The 16,371-nt window shown below is 38.2% G+C and carries 16 protein-coding genes; 8 read left to right on the top strand and 8 right to left on the bottom strand.

The window, feature by feature from the left end; all coding sequences use genetic code 25:
* Positions 1–260: 260 nt before the first annotated feature.
* Positions 261–1,358: a glycosyltransferase gene (locus tag WC882_02955; protein ID MFA5842608.1), complete on the bottom strand. Its 1,098-nt coding sequence runs from the start codon at positions 1,356–1,358 to the stop codon at positions 261–263.
* 3 nt (positions 1,359–1,361) lie between these two features.
* Positions 1,362–3,257: an asparagine synthase (glutamine-hydrolyzing) gene (gene asnB, locus WC882_02950; GenBank protein MFA5842607.1), complete on the bottom strand. Its 1,896-nt coding sequence runs from the start codon at positions 3,255–3,257 to the stop codon at positions 1,362–1,364.
* 96 nt (positions 3,258–3,353) lie between these two features.
* Here asnB and WC882_02945 point away from each other — a divergent pair, with 96 nt between their 5' ends.
* The 8 genes from WC882_02945 to WC882_02910 all read left to right on the top strand — a co-directional run bounded on the left by WC882_02945 (position 3,354) and on the right by WC882_02910 (position 10,736).
* A complete protein-coding gene (locus WC882_02945; GenBank protein MFA5842606.1) occupies positions 3,354–4,268 on the top strand; it encodes a glycosyltransferase family 2 protein in 915 nt (304 codons plus the stop codon).
* A 56-nt stretch (positions 4,269–4,324) separates the two neighbouring features.
* On the top strand, positions 4,325–5,305 hold the full coding sequence (locus tag WC882_02940; protein ID MFA5842605.1) for a methyltransferase domain-containing protein: 981 nt from the start codon (positions 4,325–4,327) through the stop codon (positions 5,303–5,305).
* Positions 5,306–5,349: 44 nt separating this feature from the next.
* On the top strand, positions 5,350–6,660 hold the full coding sequence (gene ahcY, locus WC882_02935) for an adenosylhomocysteinase (GenBank protein MFA5842604.1): 1,311 nt from the start codon (positions 5,350–5,352) through the stop codon (positions 6,658–6,660).
* A gap of 5 nt (positions 6,661–6,665) precedes the next feature.
* Entirely contained in the window at positions 6,666–7,832 is a 1,167-nt protein-coding gene (locus tag WC882_02930; protein MFA5842603.1) for a glycosyltransferase family 4 protein, read from the top strand.
* A 92-nt stretch (positions 7,833–7,924) separates the two neighbouring features.
* Positions 7,925–8,977 (top strand): polysaccharide biosynthesis protein, encoded by a 1,053-nt coding sequence (locus WC882_02925; protein ID MFA5842602.1) that lies wholly within the window; start codon positions 7,925–7,927, stop codon positions 8,975–8,977.
* Positions 8,926–9,741, top strand: coding sequence for an NAD(P)-dependent oxidoreductase (locus WC882_02920; GenBank protein ID MFA5842601.1), 816 nt, complete (start codon positions 8,926–8,928; stop codon positions 9,739–9,741). The genes WC882_02925 and WC882_02920 overlap by 52 nt, the downstream gene beginning before the upstream one ends.
* 9 nt (positions 9,742–9,750) lie before the next feature.
* Complete coding sequence (locus WC882_02915) at positions 9,751–10,449, top strand: glycosyltransferase family 2 protein (GenBank protein MFA5842600.1); 699 nt, start codon at positions 9,751–9,753, stop codon at positions 10,447–10,449.
* Positions 10,407–10,736, top strand: a complete 330-nt coding sequence (locus WC882_02910) for a DUF2304 domain-containing protein (protein ID MFA5842599.1) — start codon at positions 10,407–10,409, stop codon at positions 10,734–10,736. Before WC882_02915 ends, WC882_02910 begins: the two co-directional genes overlap by 43 nt.
* A gap of 17 nt (positions 10,737–10,753) precedes the next feature.
* On the opposite strand, the gene WC882_02905 is transcribed toward WC882_02910, so the two are convergent.
* The 6 genes from WC882_02905 to WC882_02880 form a co-directional block, all read right to left on the bottom strand.
* Positions 10,754–12,145 (bottom strand): DUF362 domain-containing protein, encoded by a 1,392-nt coding sequence (locus WC882_02905; protein ID MFA5842598.1) that lies wholly within the window; start codon positions 12,143–12,145, stop codon positions 10,754–10,756.
* Complete coding sequence (locus WC882_02900) at positions 12,135–13,448, bottom strand: phenylacetate--CoA ligase family protein (GenBank protein MFA5842597.1); 1,314 nt, start codon at positions 13,446–13,448, stop codon at positions 12,135–12,137. The genes WC882_02905 and WC882_02900 overlap by 11 nt, the downstream gene beginning before the upstream one ends.
* The gene (locus tag WC882_02895; GenBank protein ID MFA5842596.1) at positions 13,349–13,927 is read right to left on the bottom strand and encodes a DUF1893 domain-containing protein; all 579 of its coding nucleotides are present in this window, start codon (positions 13,925–13,927) and stop codon (positions 13,349–13,351) included. The genes WC882_02900 and WC882_02895 overlap by 100 nt, the downstream gene beginning before the upstream one ends.
* A 428-nt stretch (positions 13,928–14,355) precedes the next feature.
* Entirely contained in the window at positions 14,356–15,093 is a 738-nt protein-coding gene (locus WC882_02890; protein MFA5842595.1) for a glycosyltransferase family 2 protein, read from the bottom strand.
* Positions 15,094–15,097: 4 nt separating this feature from the next.
* Positions 15,098–15,709 (bottom strand): HAD family phosphatase, encoded by a 612-nt coding sequence (locus WC882_02885; GenBank protein MFA5842594.1) that lies wholly within the window; start codon positions 15,707–15,709, stop codon positions 15,098–15,100.
* Positions 15,637–16,362: a hypothetical protein gene (locus WC882_02880; GenBank protein MFA5842593.1), complete on the bottom strand. Its 726-nt coding sequence runs from the start codon at positions 16,360–16,362 to the stop codon at positions 15,637–15,639. Before WC882_02880 ends, WC882_02885 begins: the two co-directional genes overlap by 73 nt.
* Positions 16,363–16,371 lie beyond the last annotated feature (9 nt).

Below are 16,371 nucleotides of genomic sequence, written 5' to 3'. Positions count from 1 at the left end.
AAAAAGCTTACAAGTCCTATCCAGTAAGACAGAAGAAGGGGACTGTCTTTAAAGGGAATTAAAGTGAAATCTTTGTTTTCAAAAAAAATTAAACGCCGTGCCGATCCGATATAGGTGTATTCATCACTCCCGTGGGCGTAATACCAGGAATCGCTTAAATTATTGAGTACTAAACTTAAAAGCCATACCACACCAAGATAAAAGGGAGTGATGAACTTTCGAAGATTTGAAGAGGATAATTCCATAGAAAAATATAAAAACTAAAATTCAGAATAAAAAGCATCAAGGGCTTGCGAAATTTTTTGAATATCGAAATTAAAAGATTTTCGTTGTGCAGCTTTTTGTTTTTCCTGTTTTTTAAGTGGATTAAGATAAAGCATAGAAAGTGTGTCCATCCATACTTGAGGAGAATCTAGCCTTAATAAAAATCCTTCTTGAGAGCTGATTAACTCTCGATTGGCGGGGATATCGGAAGCCATTATACAACATCCCGTCGCCATTGCCTCCAATAAAGCATTAGACATCCCTTCGGAAAAACTGGGCAAAAGAAATACATCCGTCATTTTAAGAAGCTCAGGGACATCATTGCGGTCTCCTAAAAGCAAAACATTCTTTTTAAGATGATGAAGGTGGATATAATTTTCGACAAGAGTACGATCCGCACCGTCACCCGCTAAAAGTAAATAAGAAGAAGGATGATCTTTAAGAAAGGTTTTAAAAATTTTTAAAAGGAAAAAATGATTTTTTTCTTGAATACGCAATTTAGCCACATAAAGTAAAATGAAAGCATCGGAAGGAATCCTCAAGGCTTTCCTTTTTTTTTGAATATTAACCGGATTTTGAAAGAGTTTTAGGTCTATTCCGTTGGGGATGACTTTAATTTTAGAAGGAGGAATTTTAGCGCGTTGAATATAAGATTTTTTTGCAGTTTCAGAAACTGAAATATAGGTGTCCACCCAAGAAGAAGTGCATCGCTCAAAAACACAAAGCAAATAAAATTTCCAGCCAGGGAGAAGGCAAGATCGAATAGATTTAAGAATTACGGGGATTTTAAAAATTTTCCCCCAGATTCGGCCAAAAACATCCGCATGAGGAAGATAGGTCACTAAGACATAGGGTTTGTATTGATGAATCAATCGTCGAAATGCAAAAATAGCTTTGAGATCAAAAAAACTTTTTACATTTAAATGATAAACAAGGACCCCGTTTTTTCTCAAACCTTCACTTAATACTCCTTCAGAGCGCAGACAAATAACAATGGGAGTATGTTTTTTAAAAAGAGGAATGGTTTTGCTGAGCATTTTTTCGCACCCCCCGAGCTCCAGATGTGTAATGAGATGAAAGATAATTTTTTTCATGAATTAATCTTTAAGATCAAAAAGTGAAAACCATCGATCTAGGGTCAAAAGAGCCCAAATTTGGTTGGATAAATTAATTTTTGTAGTTTTTTGCATACGAAATAAATTTTCAATGGCATCTTTTTTAACGATATTTCGTTTAATAAGTTCTCCGTGCAATAACGTTTCTTGAACAAAATCTTTTAAGGAGTCCTTAAACCAATGTTCTATGGGGACCCTAAATCCTTGTTTTTTACGATAAATAATTTCGGGCGGTAACCATTGTTTTGCCACTTTTTTAAGAAGATATTTTTTTTGAAAATGTTTAAAGTTGAGAGAAGAAGGAATTTGGGAGGTTAATTCGAGGAAATGATGATCTAAAAAAGGGGAACGACACTCCAAGGTATTCATCATGGAGGCAATATCCACTTTTACCAACAAAGCATCGGGGAGATAGGAGTTAAAATCAAAACCTAAGGCTTGATCCATCGGGTCTGAAGCCAAAATTTGACTAAAAAGGGTTTCTGTAAGATCGGTGGAGCTAGGCCCGGAAAGCTTTTGTTCAAATTCTTTTGTAAAAAGAGATTTTTTTTGGTCTTCATTGAAAAAGCAACGATATTCAAAATATAAGCGATGTAAATTATCGTTGAATTTTTGATTGAATCGATACGCTCGTTCTGTAAGGGTGGTCTTAAAAATTTTAAAAAATAAACCAGAAAGAGGCGTAAAAAAACCTTTCCTTAAAAAAGAAGGAACTTTTTTATAATAAAGCGAAAATTTATGGACATTGAACCAGGGATATCCAAAGAAATTTTCATCTCCTCCGTCTCCATTTAGAGCCACAGTAACAAATTGACGGGTGAGCTTGGAAACACAATAAGTGGGAAGAGCGGAAGAGTCTGCATAAGGTTCCTCATAGCCATAAACGAGCTCATCGAAAAGATCTAAAACCTGAGGTTCTACGGTGAATTCATGATGCTCGGTTTCGAATTTTTGAGCCACCAAACGCGCATACTTTAACTCATTATATTTTTTTTCATTAAATCCAATCGAAAAGGTTTTAACAGGGTGGGGAGAATGTTGGCTCATCAACGCCACCACAAGACTTGAATCAATCCCCCCAGAAAGAAAAGCGCCCAAGGGGACATCACTAATCAAGCGAAGACGGACACTTTCATCCAATTCATGAGTAATCCGTTCCACCCATTCTTCTTCCGAAAGCGCGAGTTTTTCACGATAATCCAACTGCCAATAACGTTGAATTTTGAGTTGGCCTTTTTCCAGTAAAAGATAATGAGCGGGCGGAAGTTTATGAATATCCATGAACCCCGTCATCGGAGAGGGAATGCATTGATAGCTGAGATAATGGTTAATAGCATTAAAATCGGTTCGCCGAGGGATCGAAGGATCTTGAATGATGGCTTTAAGTTCGGAAGCAAAAACAAAACGTTTACCATCAAAAAAATATTTAAAAGGTTTTTTGCCAGCCCGATCTCGTGCGCAAAAAAGACGTTTTTTAGGTTCATCCCAAATGGCAAAAGAAAACATCCCTCGCAAATATTTTAAACAATCCACCCCATATTCTTCGTAAAGAGCCAAAAGCACCTCCGTATCGGAATGAGATCTGAAAACGTACCCTTTTTTCATGAGAGCATCGGTGTTTTCTTGAAAATTATAAATTTCTCCATTGAAAACGATCCAAATGGTTTTATTTTTATTGCTCATGGGCATATGTCCATGAGGGCTTAAATCCAAAATTGCCAAACGAGCCGAGCCCAAGCCAGCCGTGGAATCGGGGTTCATATAAATTCCGGAATCATCCGGGCCTCGATGATGGAGCGCTTGGACCATTCGCTTTAAGGAAGACTCTTCTAATTTTAGATTGGGATTGAGTGTGACGATCCCGGCAATTCCGCACATAAAAATTCGATATTATTAAAATAACTTAACTTAATAAGCAATTGGTTTTATCATAGATGTAAAGTTAGCCGATATAAAGTGAATAATTATTTTTAAATGCCCCCCTTTTTTAGTGTCATCATGCCAGCATTGGATAGAGCTTATTGCATAAAAGATTCTCTTCGAAGCGTCCTCAATCAAAAATTTTCAGATTTTGAAATCATCGTTTTTGATGCCGGAAGTCGAGATGGGACCGCAGAAGTCGCTCGATCACTAAATGATCCACGAATTAAAGTAGGAACCTATCCGGAGAGCAAAGGAGTTAATTTTTCTAGAAATCGCGCGATAGAAATGGCCACCGGAAAATGGATGGTTCTTTTAGATAGCGACGATCAGCTAACGCCGGGAGCCTTTGATGTTATGAAAAAAGATATAGATTCTTTGAAAGGACAATATCCTCTTATTCGTTATGGGACGTGTGAAATTAAAACGGGAATTCAAAAATCCTTTTTTTATAAGAAACAAGGGGGAATTTCTTATGAGGGATGGATGAAGGGAGAAAAAATGTGGGGAGAATTTTTAACCGTGGTTCATCGTAAAATTTTTGAAAAAGAAATGTTTCATGAAGATATGCGTGCTTTCGAAGGTTATTTTTGGTTAAAAGTGGCCCAAGAACATAAAGTATGGATTCACAATATAAATTTAAGATTGTATGATTCCAGAGGGGAAAATCGACTTACGAAACGATTTTTAAGAGGGGAATTTATTGAGGAACGCAAATATTCTTATCAAAAATTTTTAAATACTTTTGGAAAAGATATGGAGAGGCTAAACCTTCAATTTTATATTCATAATTTAAGTGTGTTGAGTTATCTTCATTTTTTAACAGGAGATAAAAAGAGAGGAAGAGAGATTCTGAAAGGAATCATAAAACATAATCCAAACATAAAAGCCTATGGGATGTACCTATGTTCATTTTTGGGGAAATGGCCTTTTTATTTGGTCGGTCAAGTTGCACGTCGGCTGTATTAAAAGGTTGCCCTTATGGGGGAGAGGGTGGTATTTTAAAACGGCTTTAATTTTTGATTATGGTGGAGCGATTCCTTGATGCCTTGCGGTGCCCTTGTTGTAAAGGAAAACTTAAATTGACGTGCGTTAACGCCCGGAGAAATGAGTCTATTTTAGAAGGAGAACTTAAGTGTTCTTCTTGCTCGAAAACGTATCCCGTTGAAAACGGAATTCCTCGATTTGTCCCCAAGGAAAATTACGCTCACTCGTTTGGTTGGCAATGGAATCTTTTTCCCGAAACGCAATTGGATTCCAGGAATGGAACAAAAATTTCCGAAGATCGATTTTTTGGGCAAACGCAATGGTCTCGGCAATTGAAAGGAGAGAAAATCTTAGAAGCCGGGTGCGGGATGGGGCGCTTTACGGAAATTGCGCTTTCTACGGGAGCGGATTGTTATTCTTTGGACTATTCCAATGCAGTGGATGCGGCTCAAAAAAACATGAATTTTAACCCCAATCATTGTTTAGTTCAGGCTAGTATTTATGAAGTCCCATTTCCCGAGAAATATTTTGATAAAATTTTTTGCTTCGGGGTTTTACAACACACACCAAGCCCTGAAAAATCATTCAAGAGCTTAATCCCTTATTTAAAACCCGGCGGCTGTTTGGTGATTGATGCCTATGCGGCCCCGATCAGTTGGTTCCATCCTCGACAATTCTTAAGACCTTTTACAAAAAGAATAAACTCAGAGAAACTTTATAAAAGAATTCAAAAAGCGGCTCCCTTTTTATTGAAAATATCAAATGCCGTGGCTTCCATCCCAAAGGTGGGAAGTATTTTAAGGCACGGAGTGCCCATCGCCAATTACAAAGGACGTTATCCTTTAACGGAAAAACAAGTTTTGGAATGGGCGATTTTAGATACTTTCGACTGGCTTTCCCCTCAATATGAACAACCTCAATTGAAAAAGAGCATTGAACGATGGTTTAAAGAATCGGGGTTTAAAGAGGTTTTTATTGAACGCAATGTGGGAATTTATATTGCCCGAGCCACTTTATAATTTTAAAATTTTTCATTTTTCATAATTTCTAATCCTAGCTTTTTATGTCTGACTACAAAGTTGCCGATCTCACCCTCGCCGATCTTGGCCGAAAAGAAATCATTCTTGCGGAAAAAGAGATGCCCGGGCTTATGGCGTTGCGCGCTCGTTATGGCAAGAAAAAGCCATTGAAAGGCGCCCGCATTGCCGGGTGTATTCACATGACCATTCAAACCGCGGTTTTGATCGAGACTTTGATTGAATTGGGGGCCGAAGTCCGATGGTCGAGTTGCAATATTTATTCCACACAAGATCAAGCCGCGGCCGCGATTGCCAAAAAAGGCATCCCGGTTTTTGCTTGGAAAGGCGAGACGGAAAAAGAATACGAATGGTGCATTGAGCAAACGATCTTTTTTGATAAAAACAAGAAAGTCGGGCCCAACATGATTCTCGATGACGGAGGCGATTTAACCGTGATCATGCATCAAAAATACCCCAAATTGCTCAAAGAAGTTCGCGGGATCACCGAGGAAACCACCACTGGAGTTCACCGTTTGTATCAGATGGCGAAAAAAGGAGATTTAAAGGTTCCTGCCATCAATGTGAACGATTCGGTGACCAAGAGTAAATTCGACAATTTATACGGCTGTCGCGAATCGCTTATGGATGGGATCAAACGTGCCACCGGAGTGATGGTGGCCGGGAAAACCGTCGTGGTTGCAGGCTATGGCGACGTGGGAAAAGGATCTGCACAATCTCTGCGTGGCATGGGCGCCCGCGTGCTCATCACAGAAGTAGACCCCATTATTGCATTGCAAGCCGCCATGGAAGGGTACGAAGTCATGCCCATGGCTCAAGCGGCTCGAGAAGGACACCTTTTTGTGACCACCACGGGGTGCATTGATGTGATCCGCCCCGAACACCTCAAAGTCATGCGCGATCAGGCCATTGTGTGCAACATCGGGCATTTTGACTGTGAAATTGATGTGTCGTGGCTCAACAAAGAAGTCGCGGCCAAACGCATGAAACAAATCAATATCAAGCCTCAAGTCGATAAATACATTTTTCCGGACAAAAAAGAAATCATCCTTCTCGCTCAAGGTCGTTTGGTGAATTTGGGATGCGCAAACGGACATCCTTCCTTTGTGATGAGTAACTCCTTCACCAATCAAGTTTTGGCGCAAATGGAACTTTACGAACATTCGAAAAAATACCCGGTCGGCGTTTATTTCCTTCCTAAAAAACTCGACGAAGAAGTCGCGCGATTGCACCTTGAGAAAATCGGCGTCAAACTCGAGACGTTGACTCAAAAACAGGCCGATTATTTGGGCATTTCCATCGATGGGCCGTATAAACCGGACCATTACCGTTATTAAGAGTCATGAAACCTCTCAAAATTCTTATTTTTGCCGCTTTTTATCATCCGTTTCGCGGAGGCTATGTTGAAAGTATTCATGGGTTGGCACGAGCATTGGTACAAAAAGGACATTCGATAACAATCGTTACCCCTTTTTACAAAGAGGCTCCGGCGACTGAGTTCATGGATGGAGTAGAGATTATTCGACTCCCTTCTTGGCATATTTTAAATCGTACTTACCCTTTAATTATTCCCAATTTAAGAACTTTTCGTATTCTTAAAAAATTATGGAAACGGCCTTTTGATATTGTGAGCACTCAAACTCGTTTTTTCGTAACTTCATTTTTAGGAACATTTTTTGCCCTTACAAGGCGTTTGCCCCTTATTCATACGGAGCGTGGAGCTTTTCATAGCATCGTTCCCAATCGTATCATCAACGGGATCAGTCAATGTATTGATCATACTCTGGGATTTATTGTGGTCCGATGCGCAAAGCATAATGTTGGGGTTTCGCAAGCGGCGTGTGATTTTTTAAACCATTTACACGCTCGAAAAATTTCCAGAATTCCAAACGGAATCAATCTCATCCCTCTTTTATCAAAAGAAGAAAAAAATAAATTGAGAGAAAAATGGGGTTTTAAGCCCCATGATTTAATTTTACTTTTTGTGGGACATTTGATTTATGCCAAGGGACTCCAAGATGTATTTGCTATTCTTACGGATTTAATTTCTTTAAAACCCAACCTTAAATTGGCGGTGGTAGCAGACGGTCCTTATCGAAAATTTTTAGAAGTCTTGGCTCAAAATTTGAATATTCAAAAACATATTGTCTTTTTGGGGACACTGAAAGCCAAAGAAGTTATGGAATGCTTACAAATGGCAGATGTCCTTGTGAATCCCTCTCATTCCGAAGGCCTCCCTCGTTCTGTCCTTGAAGCCGCGGCCGCAGGTCTCCCTATTGTTGCAAGCGATGTGGGAGGCACTCGTGAAATTATTTTACACGGGAAAACCGGATTTTTATTTCCTTCGCAAGATAAGAATTCCATGAAAAGCCATCTCCGGAAAATTTTTAAAGATGAACAATTAGCACTTTCATTAGGGCAAAATGCACGTGATCATATCCAATCTTTCAATTGGCCCCAAATTGTTCAATCTTACGAAGATTTATTCCAAGAATTATTAAAAAAATAACAATTTTTGTCCAATAGGAGTATGGGTTGCATAAATGAACCTATTTTTGTTAAACTATTTCCTGGTACCGAATTGTTTTTTGATTCATTTTTATGTTTAATAATAAAATCGTTTTTATTTCCGGTGGTACGGGTTCATGGGGAGGGGAATTGATAAAGCAACTTCTTGAACAATATTCCCCAAAAGAGGTTCGTATTTATTCTCGAGGAGAACACCGCCAAGTTGAAATGAAACGAACTTTTCACAATCATCCGTCCTTACGATTTATTATCGGAGATGTTCGGGATAAAAATATTCTTTCATTGGCGATGAAAAACGTGGATTACGTTTTTCATCTTGCCGCCTTAAAACATGTTCCTGTTTGCGAGGAAAATTGTTGGGAAGCCGTGCTTACTAATATTTATGGCACTCAAAACATCATTGAATGTGCCATTGCAAATGGGGTAAAAAAAGTCATTGATATCTCTACAGATAAAGCCGTAGATCCCTTTAATCTCTACGGGGTAACCAAGTCTTGTGGTGAAAAATTAATCATCAATGCGAATCAAAATTATATCAGTAAAACAAAATTTGTTTGTATTCGTGGAGGGAATGTCTTGGGAACCAATGGGAGCGTTCTCCCCCTATTTAAAAAGCAAATTTTAGAAAAGAATGAAATCACCCTTACGGATCCTCAAATGACCCGTTATTTGATGAGTGTTAAAGATGCCATTCATCTTGTTTTTGAAGCGGTCATCCATGCGCAGGGAGGAGAAATTTTTGTTATGCGTATGCCGGCGACAAAATTAAAAAACATTGCGACTGTAATAGTTAAATTATTTGGAGACAAAAATACAAAATGTAGAATTATAGGAGTTCGTCCAGGAGAAAAAAAACATGAAGTTTTAGTTTCTAAAAACGAATCCCCGCGTACTAAAATTTACAATGATCAATATTATGTGATTCTCCCTCAATACCCGTGCCCAGAATTGGGGAAAAAATATAAACACCTCAAACCCATCGATTCTGAGGAATTTAATTCTCTCAATGCTCGCCAACTTGGCAATGAGGAATTCATGAAAATGCTTCGGCAAGAAAAAGAAATTTTCAAATCATGATTTACCATCCCCTTCGTATTTGCATCACTGGCACGAAAGGATTTATAGGATCCCATTTTTTACGTCATCTTTCAGGGAATCCTAATGTCGAAATTTTTCCTTTTGAGGGGGATCTTTTATGCAAAAATGATCTCCGAGAATTTTTTGATCAACATCCCAATATAGATCAAATTATCCATTTGGTTGGAATTTTTGAGGCGGATTTCCAGCGTTTATTGGATATTAATATTTCTACCACTTATTTTTTATTAAATGCAGCGGTTCACCATAAAATCCCCAAAATTATTTATGTCTCAAGTGGGGCTGTTTACGGAGAACCTCTTGGCAAGGCCTCAAAAGAAAAGGATTCTCTTCACCCCAATACTTTATATGGATTAGCGAAAAAAATGTCGGAAGAAATTATTTTTTATCATCACCGAAATTTTGGGCTTTCTTATGTCATTCTTCGATTCCCCAATGTGTATGGGCCCAATAACAATAAAGGGGTCATTTATCGATTTAAAACCGATATTCAGAAAAAGAAAGAAATTACAATTCATGGGGATGGCTCCCAACTTAGGAATTTTCTCCATGTAAAAGACGCCTGTCTTGCTTTAGAAAAAAGCATTTTTTATCCAAAATCAGATGTTTTCAATATTTCCAATCCCAAAAGTGTTTCCTTGAATGAAATTGTTGAAACCCTTCAAAAAAAAGAGCATTTTAAGGTGCGCTACGAACCCGAAGACAATTCTTTGAGAAATTTATCTTTAGATATTAAAAAGGCTCAAAAAAAACTCCATTTTTCTCCAACAATCACTGAATTAGATCTTTAGCTCTTTATGATGAAAACCGCTTTAATTTTACCCATTTATAATGAATCCAAATACATTGGAAACGTTATTCAAGAAGCTAAGTCTTATGTGGATGTGGTGATCGCCGTAGATGATGGTTCTCAGGACGCGAGTTATGAAATTTCAAAAAAAGCAGGAGCTTTAGCGCTTCATCATACAATTAATTTAGGAAAATCCGCGGCTCTTAAAACGGGGGTGACCGCCGCTTTAAAATTGGGGATTGAAATTATTATTTTCATGGACAGTGACGGGCAACATCTCCCCAAGGATTTACCGCGGTTTATCGAACCCATTGAAAAAGAAGGTTATGACATGATCATTGGGGCAAGAAAAGGAGGCCAAAAAATGCCCTTTCTTCGAAAATGGGGGAATAAAATGTTGGAATGGGCCGCCTTTTTTCTTTTTAAATGCGCTTTCAATGACATCCAATCTGGATATCGTGCTTTTCGGGCCAATGTTTATCCTCAATTGGATTGGAAAGCCGAAAGTTATTACGCGGATGCTGAAATGACTATACGCGCCGTTAAATATCATTTAAAATGCAAACAAATTTTTATCGACACGATTTATTATGATGATTTTAAGGGGATGACCGTGGTCGATGGATTAAATCTTTTATTTCAGATTTTTATTTGGCGATTCATTTTATGATTGGAATTCAATTGTTATGCATCATCTTTGCCTGTTTAGCCCTGTTTTTTACTTATATTGCCTATAAAAGAAGGGATTTTAGTGGGAAAGAAATGATTTTATGGATGATGATTTGGGTGGTCTTTTTAGGAATTGCCATCCTCCCCGAAACCGTGAGCCCTTACATCCAAAAAATGGGTTTTTCTCGGCTCATGGATTTTGTGGTCGTTATTGCTTTCGTGGTTTTATTCGCACTCTTAATTCACAATTATTTGGTGGTGAAATTTTTACAAAAACGTATTGAAAAACTAGTAAGAGAAGAAGCGCTTAAAAACCTAAAACAATAAAACCGATTTATTTGTAATTAGTCTTTATCATTGAGGGAGGCCCCGACCCAAAATAGGGGCTTTTGGAAATGAAGATTCGGAAGATCGAAAAATGAAATTTTACTCAATTCAGGTCCTTGGGTATTTGAAAAAATAGACAATTCTTCAAGCGATGTTCCTCCAAAACAAGAATTGCGATGATAAAGAGCATGATAAACCGTTGGGATTCGTGAAACATTGTAACCCATCAATTGTGCTGCAATTGCATCCACATGAGCTGGATTTTCCCCCCCGATCAAGACGCCTATTTTTTTGGCTTGAGGGCAAAGTGGCCCCTGCCTTTCGCCGGCAATGATTCCGTCCAAAATAGTAAGGATTTTTCGAGGACGTTTTGGGCCGAAAAAATATAAAATTTGATTGAGATCCAACGTGGTGCGCCAAATGGTTTCATTGCATCGCCATTGTCCGGCGGAGATAATTTCTTTCCCGAGGATAAAAGAAAGGACCAATAAAACATTAAGCCAGAAAGAAAATAAATTTCTTTTCAGTGAACTCATTTCACTGGAATGTTCCCAAAAATAATCATAAACATTTTCATGATATTCGCGGATTTTATTGGGCATTAAATAATTATCTCCACCTTTAAAATAAGGCCCCTTAATGTGATGAGGTAAATATTCTTTATGTCCATTGATTCCGATTAGATTTTTAAGAGCTCCTGTCAAACCCGCCTTGATATGAGTTTTCATTTTGGGAAGATTGATAATGAAGTCCGCATCAAAAACTCGATTTGCAATAAAATATTCGTGTTTACCGGGGGCATGATGTTTTTTCAATAAACTCGGTTTATAACAAGTGATACGAAATTGATTGGAATAATCACGAATGTCTTCTAAAAAACTTTTTTGTTTAAGATCAATGATTTGATGTTTTGAGGATTGTATGTTCCCAAAATCATCCAGAGGGATTGGTTTATTTTTATAATGGGTGAGACGCCAGTCCTCAATAACAAATTGAATTTGAGGGTATTGTTGGCGAGCATTTGTTAAAACTTCATGGATATGGCTTCGGTCAAGAAGTTTAGGTAAATCACAGGATTGTAAAGGAGAATCTCCTAAAACAATCGTTCCTTGCCCCTGCATGGCTTTTGCTAAAAAATCGATAAGATATCGAATCAAAGAAGTATGCGAAATCAAACAATCAAGATTTTTTTCGTTAGGATGGGTATGCATGACCCAATTGGGCTTGATGAGCGCCGTTTCCCCGGGCTTAATAGAGTCTTTAAATGGATTTTCAGGGGGCACCCCTAAGGCCTTAAAAAGGTCTTTAAGTGCTTTATGTAAAGCGGAGTTTTCATCATAAGGAAACTCAGGGTAAGCTTTGTCCGTCCAAATAAGGGCCACACGAGGATTAAGAGTGTTATTTTCCATGAATAAGACTGCGGGTAAAAAGATGCTTTCCTTGGGGAGTTTTTGGAACCTCCGAAACATAACTCCAAGTAAGCATACAATCTCCACCCATAACAAGTCTAATTTTTCCTTCAATGTCTTGGGTTTCGGTTGGGGTTGGCCCATGATTTATCGGATTGAGTACAACGAATAAGGTGATTTTATCCAACTTCTCTTGAAGAACTTGGAACGTTTTCACCCATTCCCGGAAATAAAAAAGATGAGTAAAATACTCTCCATGAATAATATCTCCTTTTTTATTTTTAAAATGATCCGTGGTCCGGCCTGTGATACGTTCTAAAGTGGGGAGAGAGTTCCCACAAGGACATGATTCCCCTAAAATAGCGGTATCCCCAATCTCATATCGGATTAACGGCATGGAATAATTATGGAGAGTGGTGACGAGAATACGTCCTTCTTCGCCTACTTTAACAGGTTGATTGTCGGCATTCACCACTTCTAAGAAATTATTGAATGTAAAGATATGCTTGGCTCCTAAATGACATTCGCCCGCCATAGTCCCAACCTCACGCGATCCATAGAAATCGTATACTTTTGTTTTAAAAACTTTTTCAATCTTTTCTCGCATAAACAGATGTAAAGTCTCTGCCGCGGCATAAATGAAATGGGGTTTCCAAACCAATCGTTTTTGACTTTCAATAAAGCAGGCAAGCTCATAAAGGGACCCCGCATATCCCTTAATAAAATAGGGGCGACGTGTATTGATGGTATCCAAACAATGCTCCCACTCTTTTGGGGACATTTTGAAAGAATTAAACGCGGTCAGTTGAGTGCACCAATTGGCGAAATGAATCTGGAAATTATTTTGTTTAAAAAGATCTCTTTCGGAACCCCACAACATTACTTTTGAAACTTTGGCTTCATCGATTTTTAAAAATTGACGAAAATAAAAAGCGGAAGTAGCAAGTCCCCATTCATAAAATTCACGATCTTGAATGAATGTTTGGGGGATGCCGGTAGCACCTCCAGAACTATTCAAGCAAGTGCCTGGGCGCTTTTTTAAAGTGGATTTAAAAGAATGCCACTCTTTACGTAAAAGATTTTTCGTAAGAATGGGGAAGTTTTCTAAAAGAATTTTTCGAGGATCATTTTTTCCTAATAGATTTTGATAAAAAGGCACATGGCGCACCGTATGCTCAAGAATTTCGGGAAGGAAGTCCGCATTTAGCCGTGAATAATCGGCCACAATATCGGCATAATCTTTTTCCCAATGAGGATATTTAAGATGTCGTAAGAGAAAATAATATAAAGTGCTACGGAGCATGAAGATGTTTTTCAGGCGAATAAAAATATCTTTTTTATTGTTTCATAAAATTCAATGGGATCATGAATGGTTTGAGCCTTTTTTTCAAAAGGGCAAAGATCGGTTTTGGGGAGGTTCAGAATAGACGGAACGGTTGCTAACGGTTGTATCTTAATTTTATTTTTTTCCAAAAATTGAAGAGCTGGCACAGAAGCAATAGGAGTAAAAACGGTTTTTATAATCCCAGAATAAACGATCAATTTGGCCGCAGCCAGCCCAATGATTTTATCATACAAGGTGCATCCTTTTTTCCCTTTATTTTTTTCAATGCATTCCACAAGAGGCCTCAATCCGGTTTGAGTGGATCGATAAAGAATTCGAGAGGATTTTTTGAGAATCAGAGAATAAGGGACTCCATCTTGAACGATCATTTCAGTGCATTTTTTATAGGTTTTATCATCATTTTTGTAGTCACCCCCCAGATCATATTGGATATCCATAAGCTGAGAATCAATTTTTCAAGCACAGGGAGCGGCATATGAATTAAAAAATAATCGGTCAGAACGAGCCATGGCAATTGAATGCAATAGGCGAGCAAGATGCTCCAGAAAAGCCCCACATTGTATTGGATGAATAACCCTACAAAAAATCCCAAAATGGCATTCCCTATCAAAATATAAGGGTTGTGCATCATCCATGCGGAATAAAAAGATCCAATCGTCCCAGACAATAACCCTCCTTTGGCTCCATAAAAATAAGCGGCTAAAAAGATTGCCAATTGGAAGAAATGAATTTTAAAATCAAAAGGAGTCGTGACATTTAGCATCCCCAAAAAATTCGGAAAAATGAGTAATATCGCAAAGAATAAAACAGTTTTGTGGTTTTTCTTTTCAAATGAAAGAACGAAGGTGTCGAGCATTTTTTAGAATTAAAAACGAAGAAAAGTTTCTGATTTTTCAAACTCGACAAGATCTTCGGGCGTGCCCATCCCATGCATTTGGTTCGCTTCAATTTCATAGATTTTAACTTTTCTGTCTTTTAAAAGCATTTCATTGTAAACCGGGCACACATAAAACTCATTGTTGACCCGGATATCTTTTCGAATCATATCTTCCGCACCTTGGACAAAATCATGTCCTTTTTGATAATAATAAACTCCAACCGTGGCATGGTTACTGATGGGCTTTTTTTCAGCCACTTCAACCACATGTCCCTGATCGTCTGTCTTTGCAAAAGACCACTTGGGGTGCATGGCAGGGAAGGTCATGATAGATCCATCGACCTTTGCCTTACGAGCATCTTCAAGGAAATGATTGATATCGGTCTCGATATATTGGTCGGAATTGGAGAGCATTAATTCATCATCATTATTGATGTATTCTTTCGCCAATAAAACCGTACAAGCGGCACCTTGAGTGAATTCCTCCAAAGTCACAATGTTACAACCTGGCGTCAATAAATTTAAAAGTTCATGAAGCGCGTATTTTTCATAATGTTCTTTTTGGCAAATAAAGGTGAAGCGGTGTTCGGTTTTTGGTCTTAAATTTTCAATAACCACTTGAATCATGGGCTTCCCTTTCACTTCAATGAGGGGCTTGGGGAACGTATAGCCTTTTTCCGCAAAACGAGTACCTCGTCCAGCCATAGGAACAACAATATTCAACATAAATTTATGGGGTTAGATATTTTTCAAGCAAGCCGATGTGCACATCATGAACTCCTTTTACAATAACCACTTTGCCCCCTGAGGCCTGAGCCGCTTCAATTCCATGGGGCGAATCTTCTACAATCAACGTTTCTTCCGGTTTAATGCCCAGTTGAGCCATTCCCGTGAGATACATTTCAGGATGAGGTTTATTTTTTTTGACATCCTGATTTGAAATAATGACATCACAACTCTCAAAAAGGTCGCTTCTTTTTAGCATTAATTCTAGGGTCTCTCGAATCGAATTGGAACATACCCCAATTTTAAGCCCAACCTTTTTTAAGTTTTTAAACATCAATTGTTTTTGAAAATCGGGACGGCACAATCGTTGGATATAATCCGTGGTATAAATTTGTTTCATCTCATAAATGAATTGATGGAGAGATTCGGGTAAACCAAATTCGTTAGTTAATTCTCTTAATTTCACTCGCGTAGGCAAACCATTATAAAAATCGAGATGTCGAGTGCGATTGATCGTGTAACCAAAAAGACCAAGCGCTTTATTTAGCGCTTCATAATGCCATTCCGTGGCATCCACGAGGACGCCGTCGAGATCGAATAAGACCGCTTTAATCATCATGAGACATTAAATCGTTTTTTGGCCATTTCCACAAGGTCAGTGCAAAGCCATACCGTTTTTTTGTCTTTTAAAAAAAAACGTTCCAGCCATTGCCAAAGAGGCTCGGGATCGTGGTGGTGAAGTTCAGGCGATACAAAACAGATTCTTTTGCTTTGATTTTGCCATTTTTTTATTTTCTCAATATCGTTTTTAAAAGTTTCAAATTGATCCATCCAAATATAAGCACTTTTTTCTAAAAAAAGAGGAGTGGATTCAAAATCACTCCATCGGGTTCCGATATTTTTACGCGGTAAATAAAAGGAATACCCATAATGGGTGGGGGCAGACATATCAAAGATAAAACTGTTGTTTTTCAATCCAAATTTTTCAATCAATGCTTTTACCCATTCTTGAAGGCCGTCGGCTTTGATGTTAAAAGCAAATAGCACTTTCCTAAAAGAAGGATGTGTGGAAAGTTTTGAGAAGATTCTTTTTGCTGAAATACTTTTAGGGGAAGCCGGGTCATGACTGATCACCAGTTTTTGATTGAAATCCCTTAAATCCGTTTCAATCCCACAACCTTGGTCTAAAGCTTTCCAAAAAGCCTCAAGTGTATTTTTTTCTTTTTTTATCTTCCAAAAGCCCCTGTGAGCCAATAAAGAAATACTCATAAAAATAGT

This window comes from Candidatus Gracilibacteria bacterium, from assembly GCA_041658685.1.
In the GTDB taxonomy this organism is placed as follows: domain Bacteria; phylum Patescibacteriota; class Gracilibacteria; order UBA1369; family UBA12473; genus JBAZZS01.
The sequence above is the reverse complement of the archived record's forward strand: the minus strand, read 5'-3'. Positions and strand labels throughout refer to the sequence as shown.